Genomic DNA, 24,094 nt, shown 5'->3' with positions numbered 1-24,094 from the left:
TGATTCAACAACCATCGGAAAATGGTTAACAAGAAGTTAAGCATTTTCGAGGGCGTCGACAGGCCGAATCTCGGGCGCGACGAACCGATAAATTTTCAATCATATCGGGGGCGAGCGTTGCTAACGACGACGGCTTTTTAACAGCGAATGGCACAAGTGCGGTGCGATTAACAAAGCCTTCATCCGAAAGTAGGATGAGCGTCGAATGAGCCATGCTGATCATCCAGCCTACTGCCCGCCTTCGTATCCCAGCGATCGACGATCAGCTGTACGATCAAGAATCCACCTATCTGTGTCTCTCATTACACCGGCAGGCGATTTACATGCCGCTACCCTCACGAACATATCGTCGTTGGGATTCAGGATCAGGTCCGAATATGGAGTAACTCTCGGACGCTTCCTGTCGCTGGATATACCCCAACTTACACGATATTCGGGCTGGGTTGCATGGTCTTATTCAGATGAGTTCGGCCTTGATGTGGCCAATCCCATTCCGCAAAAGGTAATCGATCACATTTTGGCGCTCGCGGCAGTCAAAGCCTAAACATAGATTTTGACTTGTCCGTAGGGTCAGGACCCATTGATCTGAGCGGCTTGATCTGATTCAGGCTCCGTGAGGAGACCGAGGATGAGCGACCTGTACTGGCTGACCGACGAGCAGATGGCGCGGCTCGAACCGTATTTTCCCAAGAGCCACGGCAAGCCACGGGTTGATGACCGGCGAGTGTTGAGCGGCATCGTTTTCGTCAACCGCAACGGGCTACGATGGTGCGATGCCCCTCGGGAGTATGGCCCACACAAGACGCTCTACAACCGGTGGAAGCGATGGGGCGAAAGGGGTGTCTTCCTCCGCATAATGGAAGGACTGGCGGCCGCGAGCGCCACGCCGAAGACGATCATGATCGACGCGACCTATCTGAAGGCGCACCGCACGGCGTCCAGCCTGCGGGTAAAAAAGGGGCCTTGGGCGGCTCATCGGTCGCACCAAAGGCGGTATGAATACGAAGCTGCACGCCGTCACCGATGCAGAAGGCAGACCGCTCAGCTTCTTCATGACCGCGGGCCAGGTCAGCGACTACACCGGCGCTGCCGCGCTGCTTGATGATCTACCCAAGGCGCAGTGGATGCTGGGCGACCGCGGCTATGACGCAGACTGGTACAGGGACGCCCTTCAGGCAAAGGGCATAACGCCCTGCATTCCGGGGCGAAAATCCCGGATCATCCCCGTCAAATATGACAAGCGCCGCTACCGAAGCCGGAGCCGTATCGAGATTATGTTCGGTCGTCTGAAGGACTGGCGCCGCGTCGCTACCCGCTACGATCGATGCCCGACCGTCTTCTTTTCCGCTATCGCGCTCGCCGCCACCGTCATCTTCTGGCTCTAATCAATGAGTCGTGACCCTAGCCAACGTCAATCGCGATGTTTCAGCTTGCGCGACCGAGCTGCTGGTCGCAGCGGTCCAAGCGACATAGGGCGCCATCTCGGGAATGGTACCGATTATCAGCATTGGTTCCTTGCCGCCGAACCGGAAGCGCCCGCGGCCGCGGGCTTCGACGTAGAGGGGGCGCTGCCGACCCCGCGTTCTTCTTACAGTGATGGTCAGCAATTTTTTACAATCCTGATACAGGTTTGCGCCGGCGTTGCGGCACGAGCTATGAAGCATTGCCATGCAGGGCATAGAGTGCATGACGGAGCGAAGCTTCGAAGCAGGACTGACCAGCAGCCGTAAGGCTGAAGGTAGCCGAGAGGACTGCCCGTACAATGAACGGCTCGCACCAAACTTGAGACGCGCGTGGTTTTACGGCTGGGTGTCCGGCAAGCAGGGTCGCCCCTTGCAGGCGAAAGCTAAGACTCAGTTGATGGTGCACGCGACGGAGAATCCCTTTGCCGCGAACAACGTCTCCCTGCCAGAACGACGTCGCAATTAAGGGTTTGTAGTCCACCGCTACCACATGGAATAGTACGGAATGACCAAAATCCAGCACTGTGCCTTTTCTACAATTTCCTTCAAGCTTAACCTATATTAACTGAGTTTGTTGGTGTTAAGCTATTGTGCCTCTCGTACGGCGACGCCTTTCAGATCAACTAATCGCTCTATGTAAGCCTGACGTTCATCGCAATTCCCGTACCTCCCATTCCTAAAGCTTGGAGTGTAACAGTATGGGCGATCTACCCAAGATGCCGAACCACGATCAATTGATGACAGTCGAACAAGAGATGATCGCATTACCCCCTCACGATGTAGTCCGGCCCGTCCATCTTGATCAAGCTAGCACTTGCGGAACAAATGTTAAGGCCTCCAGCGATCATACCCTGACGGCCAAAGGCCCCCAAAGTTCTCTACGTTCATGGGAACGGGTAGGCACTTTCGCCCATGCGAAACGCGCAGCGCTCGTATCGGCCCTCCAAGATTGCGATTACAATGTTGCAGCGACCGCGACGAGGCTGGAGATTGGCCGGAGCACTATTTACCGTTTATTTGAGGAGTACTGTATTAAGCCGTCCGTTATAAGAGCGTCGGTCGTACTCGAAGATGGCGGACCAATCTGTCGCGTTATTGTAGACCAGCCGCCCAACGTACGGTCGAGACTTTTATTCGAGGGTGGTAAGCTTAAACTCGTGGAACTTGCTGTTCGAAACTGAACTGGAAATGAGATCGCGGCGGGGGATACTTCCGACGCAAACGAGGGCTTTTGTGGTTCAGGGCAAGCCCCCCTTTAAGGTGAGTAATTCTCATGGCGGCCGTCGTCGGCTGTGGACCGGCACCGAAAGCCAGACCCCCGGCAGATTTCGGTTAAACCGTTGATACTGGCCAGCACTTTATAGGCCTGGGGCTTCCCATCGGCACTCATCGGGACCCCATCGCTATCCTCTTTTCCTCAGGTAGTTGGATCAGCAAGAGTCGGGGCTCTGTTCCTGAAGTCTACCTACATACCTCGGCGGCATCTCTCGCCATCTGCCAATCGTGTTTATCATCGTGAGGCGCTTCGTGGCGCCCTTAGGCGCAAAACCGCGAACTCAGCACCTTTGACATGCGGAACTCGCCCGATGATGTCGACAGTGGCTTGAGTGAGAAATCTTTATGAGGTGCGTAGGCACCCGCATGCATCGGCCGCGTGCCGGCCTTCGATTGCGCGCAATTCGTCGTCGACCATGCTCAAGGCTTCGACAAACCTTAACGCAATATCAGTATGGCCACCCTCGTCAGCCAGACGCATCGCTTCTTCCGCAAAGAACCTTATTGTCCGAAGTCGGCCTTCCTGTCGTGCGCGTTCCGGTATGAGCATAGGGCTACGTGCTCACGCTTCCGATCAATTACTATCCGGGAAAAACCCGGACCTGCCGATCGAACCGATCAAGATTATTTGATCATATTACAAAACTGGCGACGATGCACCGTCGGCAACTCGCCTTTGCCGTGGACGCCGACCGCGCATTCCCAAGAAAGATCCATAAAATCAGCGATGCCGATGACACTTTCGTCACCAAACCGACCTTTCGGGAAGATTTGCGAATTCAGCGGCGCACCGATGCAATGGCGGAAGAGATTTTGTTCGCAATCAAAGTCTGCTGGTTGGGATCAAAGAGCTTGTTTGCATCAGACCGGTTGGTGACATAACCGGTTTCCACAAGGATGGACGGGACACCCGGCGCCTTCAACAAAGCGAAATTTGCCGTCTTGATCGCCCTCAGGTTCCCCTCCTCTTGGCCAAGCGCAGTGCGGATTTTCGACGCCAATTCATATGCAAAGTTTATTGATCCGCGCTGACTTAGGTTTGCCAATATGTAAGCAGTGTCATCGTCGTGATCAACTGACCGGCCTGACCGGGTCAAGCGGCTAACCACGATAGCCTCGCCAGCATCGTTTAAGACATAAATCGAAGGACCACGCGCGGAACTGGGACCGCTGTCAGCATGAATGGAGATAACAAGGTCGGGTGAGCACGACGAGATAACTCGCCGACGTTGAACAAGGGAGAGGTTGCGATCTGTTGCCCTTTGTCATGATTACTGCTAACCCCCTCTGCAGGCTTAGCTGTTTCGCCAAGGCGGTTGCGATGCCAAGGGTCACATCCTTCTCATACCTTCGCGGCATGACTGCAGGCGCGCCCACGTCTCTGCCTCCGTGGCCCGCGTCCACAATCACCGTATAGCCCGGTGGCTTTCGCGCAGGCACGCACTGACCAACTGATATAGCGATCGCAGCAAGAAACAGCATTCACATTAGATACGTCAGTGTCATGCCGCAGGCTATACCAACGCCGGCTACTTGGCATTAAGTCGGACGTCGCGTCGGTACGGATACCGGTCTTTGGCACGTCGGCGGCTTCGTTGGTATTGTTGAAGCAGATCAAGGCCTTCCCCCAACTATCTTCTCAATCCGCTCCAACGTGCCCCGCGACCAAGGAAGCCTTAGCCATATTTGTGACCGAACAGAAACATCCAATTACAAATAACCGAGGCGGTATAAGCTTGTGTTAGCCGGTTATCCTCGTTTTAATCATTATACGTTGAGTTTGCGGACGCCGGATGGGTTGTCCGCCACGCGAAAAATAGGGGGGCTAGTAGAATGATGTCAGTAGCTTACCCCAGGAAGGGGCTACCGTGGACTGACGTCGACGACGACACCCTTCGACTATGGTCCGAAACTATGAATACTCGTGAGATTGCGGACTTACTGGGGCGCACGTCACATTCCGTGTACGAACGGAAAAAAGTCCTGGGCTTAAGCCAAAGTCGTTGACCTGCGACAAAGGGCTACGCGTCTCGAACGACAACCGCTACTTATTGCGAGGTAACTTAACAATGATCCCAGAGGTAAGTAACGGCGAAGGCGACACAGCCGAAGAACGTGGGGAAGTTCACTTCCTAGCCGCGATCGTCGACGAATTAATACGGCGCTTAGTGCATACCGGCGCAATGACACAGGGCGATGCGAACGCAATCGAGTCTGCAGTAGCGGACCGGTTAGGAACATCGCCTCGTGCGTGGTGATTGGTCGTTACTGGAAGCACTCCCCCTGCGGCCCAGGTGTCGCCGCAGCGCCCGGGGCCATACCTTGGTCGCCCCAATCTCGATCTACTACGAAATTCTAGCGGATCCCAAAATGCGCTTGTGCTAATATCACTCGACCTTACTATTGGTTAATTAATAAGGTTAATTGATCGAGAGCTGAAACGAAGTGGTTGCTATGAGTCGTTGGGTTGCGTCGTTGTCGGTCACAGGGCTGGGGCTACTGATCGGGTGTACGGCAAAGCCCGAGATCGCCGCGAAAGCCCCGCCGCCCGTTACGGCGCCCGTAGCAGCACCCATGATGCCAAAGGGCGCATCACGGAACATGGTCATTCCCGCGGCGCTCTCTGACGGCAGCTACCCCACCCCAAACCGAAACTTGTCATCTGCCGCCACGGTTTGGCATCTCCGCGCGGCGTTGAACGTAGCAGCGCTTGCTTGCCGTGGCCCTCAAGAACTGGTGATCGTTGCCGCCTATAATGCCTTGTTGTCGGCTCAGCAGCCAGCTTTAGCTAAGGCGCAATCAACATATGCGAGCGAATGGAAGTCAGGCGGTGGGGATTGGCAGGACCGTTATGACGACGCAATGACCCGACTGTACAATTTCTTCTCTCAGTCGCCTTCGAGAGAAGCATTTTGCACATCGGCGAACCGTGTCTTAGCCGACAGCAACGGAGTGTCTCCCGAAGGGCTGCCTGCATTCGCGGCTGAGCGTCTACCAGCTTTGGAGCAGCCGTTCACAGATTTCTATCGCGCGGTTGACGAATGGCGCGGGCGTGGGGGTGAGACCGTCTGCACCTCAACTTCGAACTTCGATGGCCGGACTGCCGTTCTCCTCGAGTCGGCCGGCGCAATCAATCACTCAATCGAGTCTTCAGCCGATCTCACAACCAGTCCCACCCGTACAGCAAATCACGTTGAAGATCGATCCGAGTGTCTTTCAATGATTATGCAGAGGGGCGGCCGCTTGCGAACCGGGATCTCCCGCTGACAATTTACACGATCTCACCCCCGATGCCGCAACTGGTTATAGGCGACCCGGCAATAGGGCCGCAGCCACTGATGCGGGACGAGTTGTATCGCGAGCTAACCGTGGATTGCGCTACCTTCGAATGCATAAGGAATGGCGCCGCGGCTGATGAGAGCAACCCTTATACCGGCGAACTTCATCCGGCCGAACACGCCTAACGCGGTCACTACTTTGGCCAAGGTTCCTTCGCAGATAACAACGGGTTCACCGCGGCGGCACGCGCCTCGACCCTTATCGAACGTCGATCGCCGCCCTGCTGCTGTGGCGCCGGCGTCCCATGCTGGTTTGCAAGCTGCTGCCAACGGACCGCACTCGCGGCGCTAACCGAACCGTACCACCGCCTGTCGACGCGACAGACCGCTCGCGATCGCCGCCACAACCCTGCCCCGAAGATCCACTGAATGCTCGCGCCATCCATGCCAGCCTCCTGCACCGGCAGGAATCCTGAATTAGAAAACCGCGGCGACGGAAATCCCTTATAATTCAGCACGGTGAGAAACCGCTCTAAAGTCACGCAGATGCCGTTGTCGTGGTGATGCTATAGAGGCGGTCGCCGAACACTGCGCGACCGTTTAGCGGGTATCGAGGAGGTCCGACAACGTCCCCCATCCGTTACTACTCTTCCGCACGTCCATAATGTGCAACAGAGCCACTGCGTTTCACGCAATAATGCGTAAGACAGTCTTTTCTGACAACGCTGGACGTACGCATGTCACGGAATGGGCTCTGACCACGCTGCATAAACCGACAAATTAATGAGAATGCTATTTGTAGAAAACAAATTGTGAACATTAGGTTATCGATGCTGGGCGGTGCCGCTGAGTTGACTCGCACTCAGGTATGCTCGTGTATCGGCGCCGAAAACGAGATGCCAGTAGATTTCATCAAGCCATTGAACTTATATTTACATAGCGACGAGCCCGGCTGGCACCCATCGCCCCCCTTATGACATGTACGTTTCAAATCATTACAGCCAGCTGTCTCCCCCAAAACGGGATTCCGCTTTCGGCGCTGATCCACATGCAAAGCGGTGCCACGCTGCAGCGGTTTCGGATATGCCGCCTAGCGATCATTCGAACGATGTAGCCGTATCTAGCTGTCCAACCGCTGCGTCTGCGACATTCCCTATGCGATACTGGCGCCAGTATCGATTCCACCTGATGGCGGCGCCGTCGGAAAGTATCGCACAGGAAAGCGACCGCCCGTCCGGCATCGTGCATTGTGCAACCACGCGCTGTAGCTCTTACCGGCTGCCTCACACTGCTGCGTTTCTGCAGTTCACTGCCCGCCTGCCACCGAGACTTATTACCGTCATCGCACCACGCTAACCGCCGCGTTAGGCAGACCAACTGGAGGGCAACATCGGATAATATCGAACCAATTTGAGCTTTCTTCAAACCATGAGGGTTGCGATAGAACTCTGCAGAACCTTAACCTGGTCTAGGTTAAATACCCAAAAAAAAGTACTTCCGAAAGCGATAATGCGAGAGTATCGTATGTATGTTCTCGATAACATCGGGAAAATCATTGAGCGTATCGATCTAGAATACCCAAATGATGCGGAGGCCGTGTCCGACGGAAAGATATACGCCCGAAAGAATGATGTAGAGATTTGGTGCGGTCAAAGAGTCGTTACCGTTCTGCATCCTCTAGCCTGATTGAGACCGACGAAGGACTTCCTTTGAAAACCCTAAAGGCGCAGAGTCATTCGCAGACGGAATGAAAGTCGTGTATGACCCTAGACTACCTTCTCGAATGACTCCATCGGGCGCTTGGTCATGCCATCGAACCAATAGGGAACCGCTTTTGCCCATCTCGAGGTCGTAGGGATGATCTCTCATTGCCCTCGAATCTACGCCTAGCTCAGCAGCGACACGAAAGCGCTGCTTTTCCATTTCGTCGTTTGTCATAATCTGTCTCAGCCCCGCCACAGGTTCAATACTGGCGCGACAAACCTTCAAAAGATGAAAATTGATCCGGTTTATTTGTTACCGACGCTAGTTCAGCGTCAAGCGTCCGGTCTTACCCCGACGAATGGAAACAACGCGGGGGGTGGTCGCCCTACAAGAAACCACGGGTTTTCAAGAGCGCTCCGCACATTCCCGAGCGCTTCGAAAACCATCGAGATTACGATATGGGCCTTGCGTATCGTAGAGTCCGCGCACTGTTCGGAACGATATTCATGTTGCAACGCCATGCGGTGCAATATTGGAACTCTGGACACGATCACGGCCACCCCACTGATTCACCGGGAGATTATTCGCCAGCCTAAGAATGGATCAAGCCCGTTACGGCGTTCCGTTCCTCGATTACGGTGTAATGCACTTAAGCGATTTTCTGATCAGTCTGCATCGTAGCCAGCAGCTGCGACGTAGTTCAAGCATTCCTGGGGCGAGTAGAGGTCGACGATGCGCCGATGGCATTCCAGAGGCCGTGAATGATCCGCTCGGCCGCCTTTCGCAGGTGTGCCGTCAGTTTTGAGAAGGCCATCTCGATAGGGTTAAAGTCCGGGCTGTAGAGCCTGCCCCGGTAAACGCCGGAGGCGGAAGGAACAGGAGCCGGCGCCTGCGGCTTCAATGGCCGCGCACTCAGCTGGCGCTTTATGGCTGGATAGGTTGTCCATGATGACGGCGTTGCGAGGTGACAGTTCAGGCACCAGCACGCGGGTCATGTAGGTGAAGGCATCACCGTTTATCGCCCGTTGAGGACCCAAGGTGCGATCCATGCCGGTGCGGCTTAGACCGGCGAAGAAGGTGATGGTTTTCCAGTGCCCGTACGGCACGCCTGCTCGCCGTCGTTCACCGTGTGGCGCGCTGCCATAGCGACGCGGCATGTTCGTCGATGCGCAGGTCACTCGATAAAGATGAGCTGTTCGGGATCGAGATCGAGCTGGCCGGCGAACCATTCCTCGTGCCGCTTCAGAATGTAGGGGGGCGATCCTGTTCGGTCGCGTGCACTGTTTTTTTGCGTGTGATCCCGCGGCGCGCGAAGAACCGCCATCTCGCGCCGAGTGCGACCTTGGTGCCGTGATCGACCAGAAGCGCCTGCAACTCGGCCAGGGTGATGTCGGGCGTTGCCTTGTAAGCGTCCAGGATCAATACGGCGTGCGCCCCCATCGTCAGCGAACGCCGATCTCCGCCCTGTCCCTGTGACGCCGGCGTCCCGTGCTGGCTTGCAAGCTGCTGCCACTGGACGGCGCTGGCCGCGCTGACACCAAACCGTACCGCGGCCTACCGACGTGACGGAACACCCGCGATCGCTGTCACAGCTCTATCCGAAGATCTACTGATAATGCTCGTGCCATCGATGCCAACCTCCTCCACTGGCAGGAATCCTAAATAAGAAAACCGCGACGACAGGAATCCCTTTATGACTCAGCCCTGTGAGAAACCGCTCTAGTGCTGTGACGAGTATTGTCACTGAAGATCGACCAGTAGCTTGGTCAGGTTCTGTTGTGCCGCCCGCCGCATGTCATGCGGTATACCGCAGAATCCAGCCTCTATACCGTAGAAGGCACCAATGCGTTCGAGTATCCCGGTTATCAGTGGCATTGCGACGAGTCATTTGAGTCTAACACCTTGCGCTGGATTTACCTCGATAGGCGACATCGGTAACACGGCTTAGATTGATGATTATCTCACCAGCAAAAATCTTGACTTGATCAATCGCCGCCCCGCTTCACCGAAGACTGCTCTAGATCGCACGAATGACCAACAGCAATTGTCCAAATATTGTCTCAATCTGCTCAACCGACGCAGTGCACAAACGGATGTGCCCAATTGCGGAATGAGGCGGTGCATCGGTAGATCGTGGCCGCAAAGAATACCGGCTTGCGGGTTCCGTAACTACCGACCCTTTTGGCTTGCCCCGGTCGCTGGTCTTTGGCATCAGATGTCCACCCCAATGGGGCGATTAGCTCAGTTGGTAGAGCGTCTCGTTTACACCGAGAATGTCGGCGGTTCGAGCCCGTCATCGCCCACCATATATGTTCGCTGTAGGCGCTGGATCGCCCACGCCTCTTTCGCTCTGTCCTGACGAGAAAACGGTGGAAAATCGGGAGCAGCGTAACGGCAACCTACTCGTCCGCGTACCCAGCCTTTTTTCCGATTCCAGTTCCTTGACCACCAGCGTCATGAGGTTGAAAGACTGGCGCGAGAAATGGACTGGAGAACGAGGAACGTTGCAGTATGGCCATTCTCGTTGCCGCTGGATGAAAGTCGGAGTTCTCCGCACGCAATCAGGTTAGGCCACGAGTTGCCCGCCTCACAACGGCGCGAGACCGGACTTCTGCTAGGCGTAATAGAACGACTGCCGGGCAGGTTTGCGGTCCTGTCACCAAAAAACCCAAAATAAAATGGTTGTCTGATAAAACAGCATTTATAGTTAATATTGTTGGAACTCAAACACCTCGCGCGCGTCCCTTACAAAAGCGGTCGAAGGCCACGAGGAGGATATTATGTCGAAAGATTGCAACCCAGGGCCTGATGCGCAAAATGACCTTAGTTCGCCTGACGCGATCCGCGCTTTGATACTTGGCGCAATTGCGGGTGGTATAGTTTGGGCGCTGCTTGGCTATACAGTAAAAGCCTTTATATAGGGCATTGCTAGATAGGATTAAATCTAGGCTGGAGAGAGATTATCTAAGCTAAGCTTTTGTTCTACATATTAACCGATTTTAACTGATAGGGCGGGCGCTGATCGCTGTACAAGTTAGCTGGCTTACCGGCGGTATCTTTCTCTAATATAACTAATATATTGTACTACGTAATACCCTTGTAAAAACTCTTACAACTCGGCAGTTAGGGGTTGAGCATCGCCATAGATTCCCTAGTAGAGCGCCAACTCGTAGACGAGATAATTATCCAAGCGCTCCTGAGGTTGAATGCACCTGATTGTCTATACAAGTTATGCTGTACATTCGTTTGGACAGGAGGAACTCGTAAAACTGCGGGCGTTCTCTGCGTCGGTGAACCGATTTAACGACATTACCGGTTTGCTCGTGTTCGATGGAAAACGGTTTATTCAAGCCCCTCGAGGGAGAGGCAAACACCGTGATCGCTACAATGAATCGAATATATAATGATCGTCGGCATACGAAGATCGTGATGATGGAAGATCGAAATATCGTATCCCGTCAGTTCGGTTCCTGGTCTACCGAGTACAGGGAGACATCCGGAACCTCGAATGACGCAGCCTTCGTAGACCGAGTAAAATCAAAGGTTGTCAATGTTGAGGATGATTCGACAAAAGCGGCGTTTATAGGCTTTTCAGCCTTGTCGATACGCCGATGGGCACGATCATCGATCTAGCCGTGCCATCCGTGTTTACCACACGACGGCAACAACAATAGATCCTTAAACATGCGGTCTTTTCTGACACGATGCTTGTAGTAGAAGCCGAAGCACCACTTCACTAAAGTGGGATACCCGAACGGGCTTTTCTAAAAATATATCAGCTCCGGCGTCTGCGGATCGCGTTTTGAACTCATATTCAGTTGCTGCAGTGATCGCAATTATAGGTACCAGAATGTTTTCCGGCGAGGCTCGCAGTGCGGAGATGATCTCGTATCCAGGCCTATCTGGCAATCGAATATCGACAATAATAAGGTCCGGCTTCGTTGCATTCGCGATAGCCAGACCGTCATTTCCAGTTAGCGCTGTCACGGAAGAAAGCCCTACTGCTCGGATGACTTCTGAGAAAAGCTTTGCATGAAGAGGTTGATCTTCGATAATTAAAACGAACGTCATCGCCCCCCCTCGCTTTTCGCGAGCTTCACTCAAGCCGTAGCGCATAACACCAAAAACAAAACGGTTTTGTTTATCTTCTAATGCTACTTTGTAAAAAAAGTAACGGTAATATTTTTAATGTCGGAAACAGAAAAGTCCTCCGCTATGATGACAGTACGTATGCACCACGTAGTATAAGTGAGCATTTATCAATATTATCCGCGGAATAAGACGCCATCCAAATTGCGCAGCTGGTAAACGCCGGGGGTTTAAAAATCGCTCGCCCGTTACGCACCTCTGAGCCAGAACGACGAGGTCGCGGGCGGTGCGCCGCGGCGTTAGCATAGCCCACATTGGAGAATCGTGCGGCGAACAGACTGCTATGCCTGATAGGTTCTAAGAGTCTGACTCGATTGATCACCGGTTTTTAGTCTTAAGCCCGATGGGCGGTATTTGATTACTCAGCAAGTATCAGCGCGACGTACCCGCAGATTTCAATCAATCTGAATAGTTTTCGTTAAAAAAGTACGCATACGCTATACGCATTGTCATAACTTAGCTAGTCGATCTATCTATTTGAACAATTGCTACAGCGGAAGGGAGATTGTCACTTAGCCACTCGTTTACTAATGGCCTCGCCAATAAAAGCGCTAATTCACCAAACGTACCATTTTCAAACAAAGGATTAGCTCTGTTATGACGAAGAAGCCTTCTTATTGACGATCGACACGCATTAATGGTTTCGCGCGATGCCATCGAACAGCAGCAGCTCGTGTTTATAGCATTAAAATAGTTTTCCTGCTTGCTATTTACCCCTTCATTATCACTTAGGCACAGATCATGCACTGCAACCGAGTTCTCTTTTATATCAGACTCATATTGGCAAGGCGTTGACGAAGGGACATCTAACACCGTTAGTATTTCCACATGTTTATCAGTCTCATTTATACTACTATCTGATAGTAATAGTTCCTGGACTTGAACGAGAATCTTACCAAGCTTGGTACCAATATTTTCGTGGCTCGCTACATTTCGCATCTGGTCCTCAAGTTTAAATCATGGTCGGTCAATATGATACCTCATACGATTTGATCCCAGGCACCTCGCATAGCCGACATCGACCGAAGTTTTTTACAAACATCGCATATGGAACGAACTTATCGATTGATAACTAATCTCAAATGTGGGTGTTTGACCTCCCTCTGTTTCTGCAAACGTTGCCAAAAAGTAGCAGGAAGGCAGCTTGTGTCACTAATATAATCCGCCAGTTCCTCGGCGATTAGAGCGGTTGCGAGATAACGCCGGCGACGTACTGGATCCTGGCATTTTTCCGCATGGGCTCGTTGGCTTGATGCTTTGCATCGTAGCGCTTGCGCGTGATCGTCCAAAACGTGTCCTTTATCCGTTTTAAATGACGGTTAACCATAATGAGTAGATAATGTGAATAAGATTTCAGCGCCTGACTCAAAACGTGGTTTTGCGAACATGCGGAGGCTGTGATTGTTGCGGTCGTGTTCGATACGTCCGGTCATGCGATGCATGACCGTATCGTAGTACCAGTCTGCAAGATAGGGAACTGAGCCGTTCACTCCCGTACTGTAGACGACAGCGACCCTTGCCGCTGCAGATTTAGTTTTCACTATTATGAATAAATTGATAGTGACAACGTATAGTCATTGCTTTTTAGTATAGGAAATATACTCTATACAATAAGCTATCTAATCAAACTATTCAATATCTTAGAGCCCGACGATGACGTGTGTCATCTAAATCTGATAATGGTCCGATATTTATTGTATTGCATTTATTTTATCTAACTTAGCCCGTAGAAAGCTTTGCTTTTGCTGTGCTTTTTGCAAGTCGGCCGCGTACGCGCCAAGTAATTCACGAGAAAGCTCATCGTTTAGTCCTTCGACGATTCGGCGTACTCGATTGCATTCCGTCTCTAGGCTCACATCAGTCGGCACGTTTCTCTCCGTTTCGGCGCGAGGGGGCGTCAAACCTGACAACAGCCTAAGAATGGTTAACGAGACGTTAAGATATTTAAGGCCGCGGATGGGCCGATTGGCTGGCGCGATGAGCGGATGCATTCGCGTTGAATTTACCTCCGATTTGGCACGTATCCGTAATGCGCGTCCGAACTAATGAATCCACCGCAGTCGCTGCTAGAGAGTGTGGCTAACTAATACGGGCCCGTCGCTCACAGTGCCAGCGCACGGATTAGCGCCGCTGCGCGCCAAAGCGGTAGGTTGACGATGGCGAATGATTTATGCCCATGCCATCGACAAAACCGGTCTGTTGCCGAGCGGAAGGCAATGACCGTGGTTACACGTTGTTGCCGGTCGCTTGAGCGCAGCAACCTGGCATCAGCCGTGACATTTTACGATTGATTGCATCCTGCACCTCCTGCGGATTTCGCAGTCATTCGCTAGGGCAAATACTCTGCCTGTCTTCAATGGTTTGCCGGCAGCTGGATGCAGCACAAGTTGCTCCGGCAAGCAGCATAAGTTTGAGCCTTCACGTAGATCGCGACGCTGACGATTGGACAAAAATAAACTCCCCTACTGCTGGATTAGCTCGTCAACGCCGAACCCAAGGTGAGCTGCTGCCGATTTCGTGGACACCAAGATAGGGTGTTTTCGGAGCCGGAAGGTGACAACGCAACGACGAAAGCTCAGCCGAGAGTTCAAGCTGGAGGCGGTGAGGTTGGTCCGCGACCGGGGCGGAACGGTTGCGCAAGCCGCGCGCGGTCTGGACCTGCACGAGAACGTGCTGCGCAAATGGGTCCGCGAAGCGGAAGCTGATCCGCCGTCGGCCTTTCCGGGCACCGGCCAGAGAGGCCTGAGCAGCAGGAGATTGAATGGCTGCGCCGCGCGTTGGCCCGGATGACGGCTGAACGTGACATCCTAAAGAAGCCACGGCATACTTTGCCAGGGCCTCCGGATTAAGTTCGGGTTCATCGCAAAGCATCGAGCAATTTGGCCGGTGTCGTGGCTTTGCGGGCGCTCGATGTCTCGCGCAGTGGTTTTTAAGCCTGGCTCGTGCGCGCGCTGAGCGCCCGGTCGCGCAGTGGCGAAGAGTATGCGGGGAAGATCCGTGCCAGCTTCATCTCCAGCTACCGAACCTGTGGCGCGCGTCGCGTCTGGCACGGTCTCTTGGCCAAAGGCCTTTCATGCGGCCTGCATCGTGTCGAGCGGCTGATGCGGTTGCACGGTCTGATGGCGCGGCCGGGGCGCCGCGGTCTGCCCAAGGATCATGGCGAACGCTCGGTCATCGCCGGCAACGTGCTCGATCGTCAGTTCAGCGCCGAGGCGCCGAACCAGAAGTGGGTGGCCGACTTCACTTACATCTGAACTGCCGAAGGATGGCTATACGCGGCCACGATGATCGACCTGTCCTCACGTCGGGTGGTGGGTTGGTCGATGAGTAACACGACGACGGCGCAACCCGTCACCGATGCGCTAGTCATGGCGATCTGGCGGCGCGGCACGTCCGATGCACTGCTGCATCACTCCGACTCGGGCAGCCAATATACCGGCGAGCAGTTCCAACGGCTGATGGCCAACAACGGCGTCACCTGCTCGATGAGCTGGTCCAGCAACGTCTGAGACAATACTGCGATGGAAAGCTTCTTCTCCTTGCTGAAAACCAAGCGGATCGCGCGCGAAACCTATCGCACGCGCACTCAGGCAAGGCAGGACGTGTTCGATTACATCGAACGCTTCTACAATCCCACGCGCAGGTACTCGACCTTGGGCTATCGGTCCATAGGCTTCGAGAAGCAGGCTCATGTAGCCTAACTTGGTGTCCATGGGGCCGGCAGCAGCTCACACGGGAGCCGTTGACCGTGCTCCCTCTTATTTATCTAACCGCTGATTATAGCCGCGCTATCGGAGCTTGGCCGACTGGTATCGGACGCGCTTCCGAGGTACTGACCTCATAACAAATTCATACCTATATTTTCGGTAGCGCTCAGCGCATAACATTCCGGGGCAACGATTAATGAACCAAGACGATCTGCGCCAAGCGATGCAGCGCCGATTCGAAGCTATAAGTTTGCGTGAGTGGTGCCGACTTACAGGTTGTAGGGCCAGCCACGTTACCGAGTTTATGTTAGGTAAACGTGGACCACCCTCTGACCTCTTGAACGCACTTAACCTTGAGATACGATATGTTCGCCGCTATCGTGCTAAAGGTACGACGCCTTAATAGATACTGCTGATCCTTTACCGGTCGTGTAAGGAATTAGTATGTTTTAGATCTAGAATATTTCGTCGATTAATCGAGATAGAGGCTGCCTGAAACCGAGCTATTTGTGTGCTTATTCTGACTTATGTAAATAGGTTTGCGGAACCTAGGCTATCTAGTCATTCTCCGGTATGAAATGCTGGTTGAGTTTAACCAAGATGACCTACAGCACCCATTCATGTGCCACCTCTATTTACACCCTTCAAGCTATCTTTCTTATCAAACGAATTAGGTGCTTGATGGTAAGTTCCTTCTTTTAAATGGAAGGAACCGTATGGAACAGGTACGTCATGGGCGCGCCTCAACCGGTCGCGCCGCCAGAAAAGCAACATAAGGCATCGCAGGCTTCGCGGTCGACGCCTGGTCACGAGAGGGGGATCAACACGAAGACGACGGCGAGATGGCACAAGCGGCAAACGGTTGAGGATCTCAATTCTTGGCCGAAGGCCCCTCAACCTGCAACCCTGAACAAAACCGTAACTGTAGCGGTCGTCGCATTCCGCCGTCACATATTGCTGCCGCTCGGTAATTATTTTTTTGCGTTGTACGAGCAGCTACGAATGCCTCTGGCTGACTTGAATGCGCACTATAGTCTTACCCGTCGACGCAAGTCGGTCATTGGGTTTAGATCTTTACGAATTTATCGCTGAAATATAGGCGTAGCTAGTTTGCATCAGACCATCGCTACCGAAGCATTTGCGCCCGTTTTGGTTTATTTACCTGTCGTTAGCTGCGATCTCCGATCAGTGGTTCACGTGCGACGATGCGCGGCATCCAAGGGGCGAGGGTTTGGATCAACTCGACTATCGGGCGTTCGGGGCCAGTGACGACATGCCTAGGCAACTTGTTGATGCAGCGTACCCTGATCAAGATGAACCAACGACTGTTATTGTTCGTCGGTCGCCGTCAAATGGTAGCCTAGACGAGTGTGATGAGGACGCTCGTTATGCCGTTGCTCTCAGTCCCCAGATCAGCTGGACCGCTGGGCCTGACGGTCGGGTCGAACGTGTAAGCCCCCGATGGCGTGAGATGACGGGGGGCGGATCCATCAGCAGCATTAGGGGATCGGTGGATCAGTAGGCTTCATGCCGACGATGCGACGAATGCAGCGAATGCCTGGAGAATGTCGATCGAAACAAAATTGCCGATCGACATTGAGTATCGCTTGCAGACGTGGACTGCAGGGTATCGGTGGGTACGTTCGCGTGCGGTGGCTCGGCTCGATAGTTCAGGTCAGGTCGTACGCTGGTACGGGACGCTCGAGGACGTGCATGATCGCAAGTTAGCGGAACATGCACTACGGGACAGCGAAGAGCGCTTCCGGCTGGCAGCGCAGGCGGCTGGCCTCGGCATATGGGACTACAATGCGTCCGACGACCGTCGCGAGTGGTCCGAAGAATTCAAGGCTATGTTGGGCCTGCCAATCGATGCCGCACCATCGATCGACACCGCGCTGTCCTGCGTCGTATCTGACGACCGGTCCAAGTTACTGGCTTTGATCGGCGCAGTTCGCGCGGGCCACAGCGGGCATCGGTTCGAAACAATGGTAAGAATCCAACGCGCCGACACAGGCGCTGAGCGGTGGATGAAGACCGCCGGGTGGCGGATTGAAGCACCACTGGGCAGGTTACACCGCGTTCTAGTAACAGTTCGCGACGTGACCGAAGAGCGGAACGTTGAAGACCGGATCAGATGGACGGCGGATCACGACGGAATGACGCGCATACCCAATCGCACGGCATTCGTGGGTCGGTTAGAGAGCGCCATTGCCACCGCTTCCAGGGAGCATACGTACGTTGCGTTGGTCTTGTTCGACGTAGACCATCTAAAAGAGACCAACGATACAATCGGTCACGACGCCGGGGACCTACTTCTGCAGACCTTGGCTAGCCGGCTTACAAAATTCTTCGGTGAGCATTGCACAATTGGTAGGCTTGGTGGTGACGAGTTCGCCGCCATCCTCGAACGGACGGACGATCACTCCCTCGTCGTCGAGGTCCAAGCTGCACTGGATGCACTACGCGAGCCCTTCACCTATGAAGGTCGGATCGTCGATTGCCAGGCGACAGCCGGCGGATCGGTATACCCGCAGCATGGTTCGAGCGCCGCAGAAATGCTGAAGGCTGCCGATATTGCGCTGTACGCTGGAAAGGAGCGCAACCGTGGTGGGTTTCTCCCCTTCCGGGCGACGATGCGCGCCGACCTTCAGCGACGGTCCTCGATGATCAGCGTTGCCCGCGATGCGGCGCGCGATAACCGTATCGTGCCATACTATCAGCCAAAAGTCTCTCTGCAGAATGGCGCAGTCTGTGGTTTTGAGGCGTTGCTGCGCTGGCGTCACCCGACGCTAGGTGTGCAAGCGCCTGGGACGATTGCTGCCGCATTCGAGGATCTGGATCTAGCTACGGGTATAAGCGAACGCATGCTCGCCCAGATCGTTGACGACATGAAGCGCTGGCTCGACAATGGCGTTGAGTTTGGGCGCATCGCGGTCAATCTTTCGCCTGCCGAGTTCCGCCATGAGTCCCTCGTATCTCGGATCTTAGAACGTCTGCACCGCTCTGGAATAGCAACCTCTCGTATCGAACTCGAGGTTACCGAAACCGTATTCCTTGGTCGCGGCGCGGACTCCGTCGCAGAGGCGCTAAACGTCTTCAGTCGCGAAGGTGTGAAAATCGCACTGGATGATTTCGGCACCGGGTACGCGTCGCTAACGCACCTGAAGGCCTTTCCGGTCGACGTTATCAAGATCGACCGTAGCTTCGTCAGTAATCTGGATACAGATCCCGACGATGCCGCGATCATCGATGCAGTGGTTGGGCTTGGTCATAGGCTAGGTATGGAGGTCGTGGCCGAGGGGATCGAGACCGGCGTTCAGGCTCGGTACCTGCTCGACCGCGGTTGTGACTACGGTCAGGGGTATTTGTTCGGTAGGGCCGGCCCAGCTGAAACGGTGCCTTCCATCATGGCCGGCAAACGTATCCGTGTCGGACGCAGTCCATCAATTGGCGCTAAACCTCTCGGCTAATCACCGGCTGATCGCATGAGGTTTCAGTCCGGTCAGCTACCACATGTGGGTCACATGCGTACATGCCTCCCCCTGCAGCTTGCACTCCGTCCGGGTCGGCACGGGGGATTAGGCATGTCGAGAACGTTCTACGTAGAGACTGATCGTTCAATTTGAAGGGCAGCGGACTTTCCCCATTTAGAGAAGTATTTTCCCCCTGCCCCCCATACTCTTTTTTAGTTTTTCCAGTGTCTTGGTCCTAATGTTAAATTATTTGGCATCATCGCGCCACATATGTTGGTCTGCCTCTTTCATTGTGAACCCTAACTCAATCGGTATCAGCGCCAGTTTCAAACTAAGATCCTTCGGCAGCAAGATTGCTGCGCTTGACGAAGGACGTCACATGACTTTCGGAAATTTCACCAACTCAGTTACCGTAGACGATACCGCAGAACCGTGCCGTTCCCGCGGGGGCCAGCCAACGGTTTCCAGCCGACGACCGTTCGAGTTCGACGATCTAGAGACACAGTTCGATCCCGAACAAAATACCCTGTGGACCTACATGCGACAGAGGAGCCGACCGAGCTTTAACCCTGAGCTGCTGGCGGAATTCGGGCAATGGCAGGATGACGTGGTGGACGCACGAGAGTCTGGCAAGATGCCGATACGGTACCTGGTTCTGGGCTCAAGGTTTCCGGGTATTTTCTCGCTGGGCGGCGACCTCGACTTGTTCGCAGCACACATCCGCGATGGGGATCGGGCCGCTCTTGTCCGCTACGGCCGCGCGTGCGTCCGAATCCTTCACCGCAACATGCGTAGCCTGGATCAGCCGATCGTCACGATCGGGTTGGTCGAGGGCGATGCGCTGGGGGGCGGCTTCGAGGCGTTGCTGTCGTTCAACGTTGTGGTCGCCGAACGGGGCACAAGCTTCGGGCTGCCGGAAACCAACTTCGGCCTATTCCCCGGAATGGGAGCGCACTGCTTCCTTTCCCGTCGCCTCGGAACCGCCCGCGCCGAACAGATGATCCTGAGCGGCCGAACTTACACCGCGGAGGAACTGTACGATCTCGGTATTGTCCACGCACTGGCTGCGCCGGGAAGAGGCCGAGCCGAGGTCGAGGGTTACATACGGCAGAACCGTCGCCGTCACAGCGGCCACTGCGCGATCTATGAAGCGTCGCGTTCCGTTAATCCGCTTCCCCTTACCGAACTGGAAACCGTCGTCGACCTTTGGGCGGATGCGGCATTGCGGCTGAGCGAAGCAGACCTGAAGCTGATGCGTCGTCTTGTCGGTGCCCAGACGCGCCTACTCGACAAAGCGGCGTAAAGACCTCCGCTTAGCGCAGTTTCACTGCTGACGGGGCAGCGTCGGCGAGCATGGTTGCGACCATGCTCGCCGACATGGGCCGTGCAAGAAGAAACCCCTGCACGGCATCGCATCTGGTTCGACGCAGTTGATCAAGCTGCGCCTGTGTTTCTATCCCTTCGGCGATAGTCCTCATGCCGAGCTTGGCCGCCATCTCAATCACGGTTTGCACGATCGCCACCGAGGCCGGGTTCAACTCCGAGTCCTGCACAAAAAGAGCGATCGATCTTAAGTTTCTGGAACGGAAACTTCGTCAGATAGCTCAGCGACGAATAGCCCGTTCCGAAGTCGTCGAGCGTTGTGCAAACCTGCAGGCGATTGATGGCCTCTAGCGCGGCGAGTGATGCCGTGATGTCCTCCAGCAGCACCGATTCCGTAACTTCGAGCTCGAGGCGTTCGGCGGCCAGCCCATTGGTAGCAAGGGCGCTTACGATCGTCATCGGTAGATCGGCCGAGCGCAACTGGATCGGCGAAAGGTTGACAGCGACCGTTACATTGCTCGGCCAAGTGCTGGCAACGCGACAAGCCTCGCGGATCACCCATCTGCCTATCTCAACGATCAGTCCGCTGTCCTCCGCTATAGGGATGAACTCGGCGGGCGAGATCGAGCCATGGCGGCGACTGGTCCAGCGTAAGAGGGCCTCGCACGATAAGACGTGCCCGCCGGCCAGATCGAAAATAGGTTGAAACATCAGACTGAATTCGTTCCGTGCAAGAGCACCTTCCATTTCCGCTGCCAGTTCCCGACTGCGTTCGACCTTCTGGTCCATCAGTCGTTCGTAGAAGCACATCATCCCGCGACCGCTGTCCTTCGCCCGGTACAACGCCAGATCCGCATTTTTCAAGAGAGTGTCCGCATCTCTGCCGTCGGCAGGCGCGATAGCAATGCCGAGCGAAGCTTTCACGCGCAGTACATACCCGTCAAAATGTAGCGGCCGTTCAACCAAGTCCAATATCGTCTCACCGATCGTGACCGCGTCGGTTCGGCTCTCAATTTCGCAGATTACAGCAAATTCGTCTCCGCCCAGTCGAGCGACGATGCCGTGAAGCCCAAAAACTTCGTTCAATCGGTGAGCCACGCCGGCCAGCACCGCATTGCCTGCTAGATGACCGAACGAGTCGTTTATCTCCTTGAAGCGATCCAGATCGAACCAATGAATAGCAAGGCAGCGGCCGCTAGCGTCCAAGGCATTCAGCCGTTCCTCAAACTGCTCGCGGAAAGCCGTTCGGTTGGCTACTCCCGTCAGATCATCCCGGCGGGCCACGGCAGCGTGGTAGTCCGCAAGCGCGATTTTCTCTCGAGAAACCGTCGTTGCTTTCAATATGACGCCGTATGTTTGCAACGTGATGTCCATCATTGCGACGACGAACAGGACGATAACGGCTGCAAGCGCCATTCTGAGTGGCTCCAGCGACGCTGCCAGTCCTGCAGCTAGCGGCAGCGAGGCCAGGGAGAGCTGTGAAAGCGCGATCCACGGACGACCGGCGTTGCGACCGGCAATCCCCGCGGCGTATCCGATCGTAGTCGTCACCGCGAGCATCTGCAGCGTGCCGCTATCGCTCTGAAGCAGAGTAAGTAGGCCGAACGTTCCAAGCAGCGCCGAATAGCAAAGTGCCCCGGACCGATAGAGAGCTTCCTGTCGTCTCGGCCGCTTTGCTAGCGACAGTTCGTCGGCGTTCGCGCGATGTGACGGAAGGAACGCATCGACGATACGGCCACCGGCAACGAGGGCAATCGCGAACCCACAAGCCAGTATTGCCGTGCTACCAATGGCCAGTGTGACGATCACCACGATTCCGGTGGTCGATAACGCTCCGATTACCAGGGACTGCGGGGACGCGTAGAGTGACTCCACCAACGTCTCGCGGACCGAGGCCGCGATTGCCTGGTCGGAATGTCGCAGCTGCCTTAATCGGGATATTAGACCGGTCATCCGCCCGGTAATGACGTGTAGAGGTGTAGAATACACGAAGAAACGTCCGTCAGGTAGGCGAACCGGGGCAGACCGAGTTGTCTCCCGTAAGGGGCAAGAGATCTGCTTTGGGAAATCATTGACCCAAAATGATTAACCAATGCCCTCCCCCTACTCGCGAAGTCGCGCGTTGAATCGGTCGGGAGTTTGAAACTATACATCACGACATGATGGCTATTATTAATGCTGACGGACGCGATCGAGTTGAGGATCTCCTGTTCGCTTAGATGCCGTCGACCTTAGTTTCATGCCCGGGTCACATAGCGACACACTTTACGGTCGATCCGCCACCTGGACTAACAGGTGTATCATGCCCTTCAGATGTAGGTAATGAGCTGCCTGACATGCTCGTCTTAATAACGACGATACGATTTATAGATGCGCAAAACGGCGATGTGCGAACCGAACGGCAATGCGCCAAACGTCATGTATAGACCAACGGATCAGCGATGAAAGCCTGACCGAAAATTGAGTTGAGCGATTTCAGTACCTTGTGATTCACTGGGATTGCGAAGACCACGAGGATCACATGGGCTGGACTGGAAACCGCTCGGCGCGAGCATGACAGAAGCGGGCTGCGCTATGCAAGCGACTGCACCGATGAGGAATGGGCTGTCATCCGGCCGCTATTGAGGCGAACCTCCAGGGTTGGACGCCCACGCAAACACAAGGCGCGGACCCTGTGGGATGCGATCCAGTATATCGCATCGACGGGGTGCCAATGGACGCAACTGCCCAAGGACTTCCCGCCCTTCACGACGGTGCAGTACCATTTCTACCGTATGCGCGACAACGGCCTGCTCGTTGTCATCAACGCGGTGTTGGTAGGATGGGTGCGAGTTTCGGAGGGTCGCACGCCGGCGCCGACCGCAGGCATCATCGATAGCCAGTCGGTGAAGACCACCGAGGCCGGTGAGTCTCGCGGATATGACGCCGGCAAGAAGATAAAGGGGCGCAAGCGGCACATCATGACGGACACGCTCGGCAATATGCTCGAAGGTGTGGTGCACGGCGCCGACATTCAGGACCTCGACGGGGCGCCCGGCCTGATCGAGCGATCGACGCGTATCCCACGCTCACCAGACTATTAGCCGATGGCGGCTATGCCGGGCAGAAGCTTGAAGCAGCGGTCGCGCACATTGATCGGCTGACGGTCGAAATCATCAGACGATCCGACCTGACGGGCTTTGTCGTTCTGCCCCGGCGCCGGGTCGTGGAACGCACCCTGGCGTGGCTCAGTCGATGCCGGCGTCTCGCCAAGGATTTGGAAGCCTCCATCGCATCGTCCGAAGCCTGGATGCTCGTTTCGTCCATAAGACGAATGACCCGCCGTATCGCTAAACTCGAATTATGAGTCGGGGTCTGAGGTGTCTTGTGGAATTTTTTCAGCATTACCGCGTTAATATGTGATGGGTCACTGCCATCATGGAGAACGCAAACTTCACCAGCGATAAACGGCGATGCCATCCGTGCCAGGACTGGGTTTGGCTGTAATCGGAGTCGAGTTCGGTCGTTTCGAAGATGCCGAGATTCCCAGCGGTGATCTAACAACGGCACTAGGCCTTGCATGTCCGGACCACACGATCGCTGGATAGCCGCGGATCGGGATGCTTCAGGGTTTTCCGTGTAATAGCACGAAGCCTCCCTCTTGCGCCGTATGGTGCACGACAGGCCGCAGCGTTTTCCTCGTAAAAGCACGAGGAACGCTGCCGGGCGACGTCGTTCTGCTA

At 54.8% G+C, this 24,094-nt stretch carries 11 protein-coding genes, 1 tRNA gene and 6 pseudogenes; 12 read left to right on the top strand and 6 right to left on the bottom strand.

Translation table 11 applies throughout. The features are described from left to right. Positions 1 to 205 precede the first annotated feature (205 nt). The 4 genes from NHF48_RS26330 to NHF48_RS22860 all read left to right on the top strand — a co-directional run bounded on the left by NHF48_RS26330 (position 206) and on the right by NHF48_RS22860 (position 3,620). A complete protein-coding gene (locus NHF48_RS26330; RefSeq protein WP_082452912.1) occupies positions 206 to 544 on the top strand; it encodes a PilZ domain-containing protein in 339 nt (112 codons plus the stop codon). An 84-nt stretch (positions 545 to 628) separates the two neighbouring features. After that, a protein-coding gene (locus tag NHF48_RS22865) for an IS5 family transposase (protein ID WP_253070063.1) occupies positions 629 to 1,385 on the top strand; the annotation gives its coding sequence in 2 pieces (ribosomal slippage) (positions 629 to 960 and positions 959 to 1,385; 759 coding nt in all). A gap of 776 nt (positions 1,386 to 2,161) precedes the next feature. Beyond that, complete coding sequence (locus tag NHF48_RS26325; RefSeq protein WP_446741233.1) at positions 2,162 to 2,644, top strand: helix-turn-helix domain-containing protein; 483 nt, start codon at positions 2,162 to 2,164, stop codon at positions 2,642 to 2,644. 652 nt (positions 2,645 to 3,296) lie between these two features. Next, positions 3,297 to 3,620 (top strand): hypothetical protein, encoded by a 324-nt coding sequence (locus tag NHF48_RS22860; RefSeq protein WP_253072560.1) that lies wholly within the window; start codon positions 3,297 to 3,299, stop codon positions 3,618 to 3,620. On the opposite strand, the pseudogene NHF48_RS26320 reads toward NHF48_RS22860, so the two are convergent. The 3 pseudogenes from NHF48_RS26320 to NHF48_RS22850 form a co-directional block, all read right to left on the bottom strand. Then, positions 3,518 to 4,097 (bottom strand): annotated as a pseudogene (locus NHF48_RS26320) (N-acetylmuramoyl-L-alanine amidase family protein). The gene NHF48_RS22860 and the pseudogene NHF48_RS26320 overlap by 103 nt on opposite strands. Before the next feature lie 2,152 nt (positions 4,098 to 6,249). Beyond that, positions 6,250 to 6,487, bottom strand: a pseudogene (locus NHF48_RS25575) (hypothetical protein); the annotation flags it as partial. Between the two features lie 1,898 nt (positions 6,488 to 8,385). Beyond that, positions 8,386 to 9,348: pseudogene (locus tag NHF48_RS22850) on the bottom strand (IS630 family transposase). 602 nt (positions 9,349 to 9,950) lie between these two features. On the opposite strand from NHF48_RS22850, the gene NHF48_RS22845 reads away from it, so the two are divergent. The 3 genes from NHF48_RS22845 to NHF48_RS26310 all read left to right on the top strand — a co-directional run bounded on the left by NHF48_RS22845 (position 9,951) and on the right by NHF48_RS26310 (position 11,353). After that, a tRNA-Val gene (locus NHF48_RS22845) sits at positions 9,951 to 10,026 on the top strand. Between the two features lie 900 nt (positions 10,027 to 10,926). Beyond that, positions 10,927 to 11,124, top strand: a complete 198-nt coding sequence (locus NHF48_RS26315; protein ID WP_446741232.1) for a BLUF domain-containing protein — start codon at positions 10,927 to 10,929, stop codon at positions 11,122 to 11,124. Beyond that, entirely contained in the window at positions 11,051 to 11,353 is a 303-nt protein-coding gene (locus NHF48_RS26310) for a BLUF domain-containing protein (RefSeq protein WP_446741231.1), read from the top strand. Before NHF48_RS26315 ends, NHF48_RS26310 begins: the two co-directional genes overlap by 74 nt. A gap of 45 nt (positions 11,354 to 11,398) precedes the next feature. Here NHF48_RS26310 and NHF48_RS22840 read toward each other — a convergent pair whose 3' ends face one another. Continuing rightward, positions 11,399 to 11,836, bottom strand: coding sequence for a response regulator (locus NHF48_RS22840; protein WP_263817091.1), 438 nt, complete (start codon positions 11,834 to 11,836; stop codon positions 11,399 to 11,401). Positions 11,837 to 14,422: 2,586 nt separating this feature from the next. Here NHF48_RS22840 and NHF48_RS22835 point away from each other — a divergent pair. The 4 genes and pseudogenes from NHF48_RS22835 (at position 14,423) to NHF48_RS22820 (ending at position 20,352) form a co-directional block, all read left to right on the top strand. Next, a pseudogene (locus tag NHF48_RS22835) lies at positions 14,423 to 15,570 on the top strand (IS3 family transposase). A gap of 1,502 nt (positions 15,571 to 17,072) precedes the next feature. Beyond that, a pseudogene (locus NHF48_RS22830) lies at positions 17,073 to 18,173 on the top strand (diguanylate cyclase domain-containing protein); the annotation flags it as partial. 36 nt (positions 18,174 to 18,209) lie between these two features. Beyond that, a complete protein-coding gene (locus NHF48_RS22825) occupies positions 18,210 to 19,046 on the top strand; it encodes a putative bifunctional diguanylate cyclase/phosphodiesterase (protein WP_342454785.1) in 837 nt (278 codons plus the stop codon). Positions 19,047 to 19,428: 382 nt separating this feature from the next. Continuing rightward, positions 19,429 to 20,352 (top strand): crotonase/enoyl-CoA hydratase family protein, encoded by a 924-nt coding sequence (locus NHF48_RS22820; protein WP_263817090.1) that lies wholly within the window; start codon positions 19,429 to 19,431, stop codon positions 20,350 to 20,352. Between the two features lie 10 nt (positions 20,353 to 20,362). Here NHF48_RS22820 and NHF48_RS22815 read toward each other — a convergent pair whose 3' ends face one another. Together NHF48_RS22815 and NHF48_RS22810 are read right to left on the bottom strand one after the other, a co-directional pair. Beyond that, a complete protein-coding gene (locus NHF48_RS22815) occupies positions 20,363 to 20,545 on the bottom strand; it encodes an EAL domain-containing protein (protein WP_263817089.1) in 183 nt (60 codons plus the stop codon). A 1-nt stretch (position 20,546) separates the two neighbouring features. Beyond that, positions 20,547 to 22,181: a putative bifunctional diguanylate cyclase/phosphodiesterase gene (locus NHF48_RS22810; protein WP_253072556.1), complete on the bottom strand. Its 1,635-nt coding sequence runs from the start codon at positions 22,179 to 22,181 to the stop codon at positions 20,547 to 20,549. A gap of 707 nt (positions 22,182 to 22,888) precedes the next feature. Here NHF48_RS22810 and NHF48_RS22805 point away from each other — a divergent pair. After that, positions 22,889 to 23,718 (top strand): annotated as a pseudogene (locus tag NHF48_RS22805) (IS5 family transposase). Positions 23,719 to 24,094: the final 376 nt, after the last annotated feature.

Origin of the sequence: Sphingomonas sp. H160509, from assembly GCF_024124765.2 — a bacterium.
Taxonomy (GTDB): Bacteria; Pseudomonadota; Alphaproteobacteria; order Sphingomonadales; family Sphingomonadaceae; genus Sphingomonas.
The sequence above is the reverse complement of the archived record's forward strand: the minus strand, read 5'-3'. Positions and strand labels throughout refer to the sequence as shown.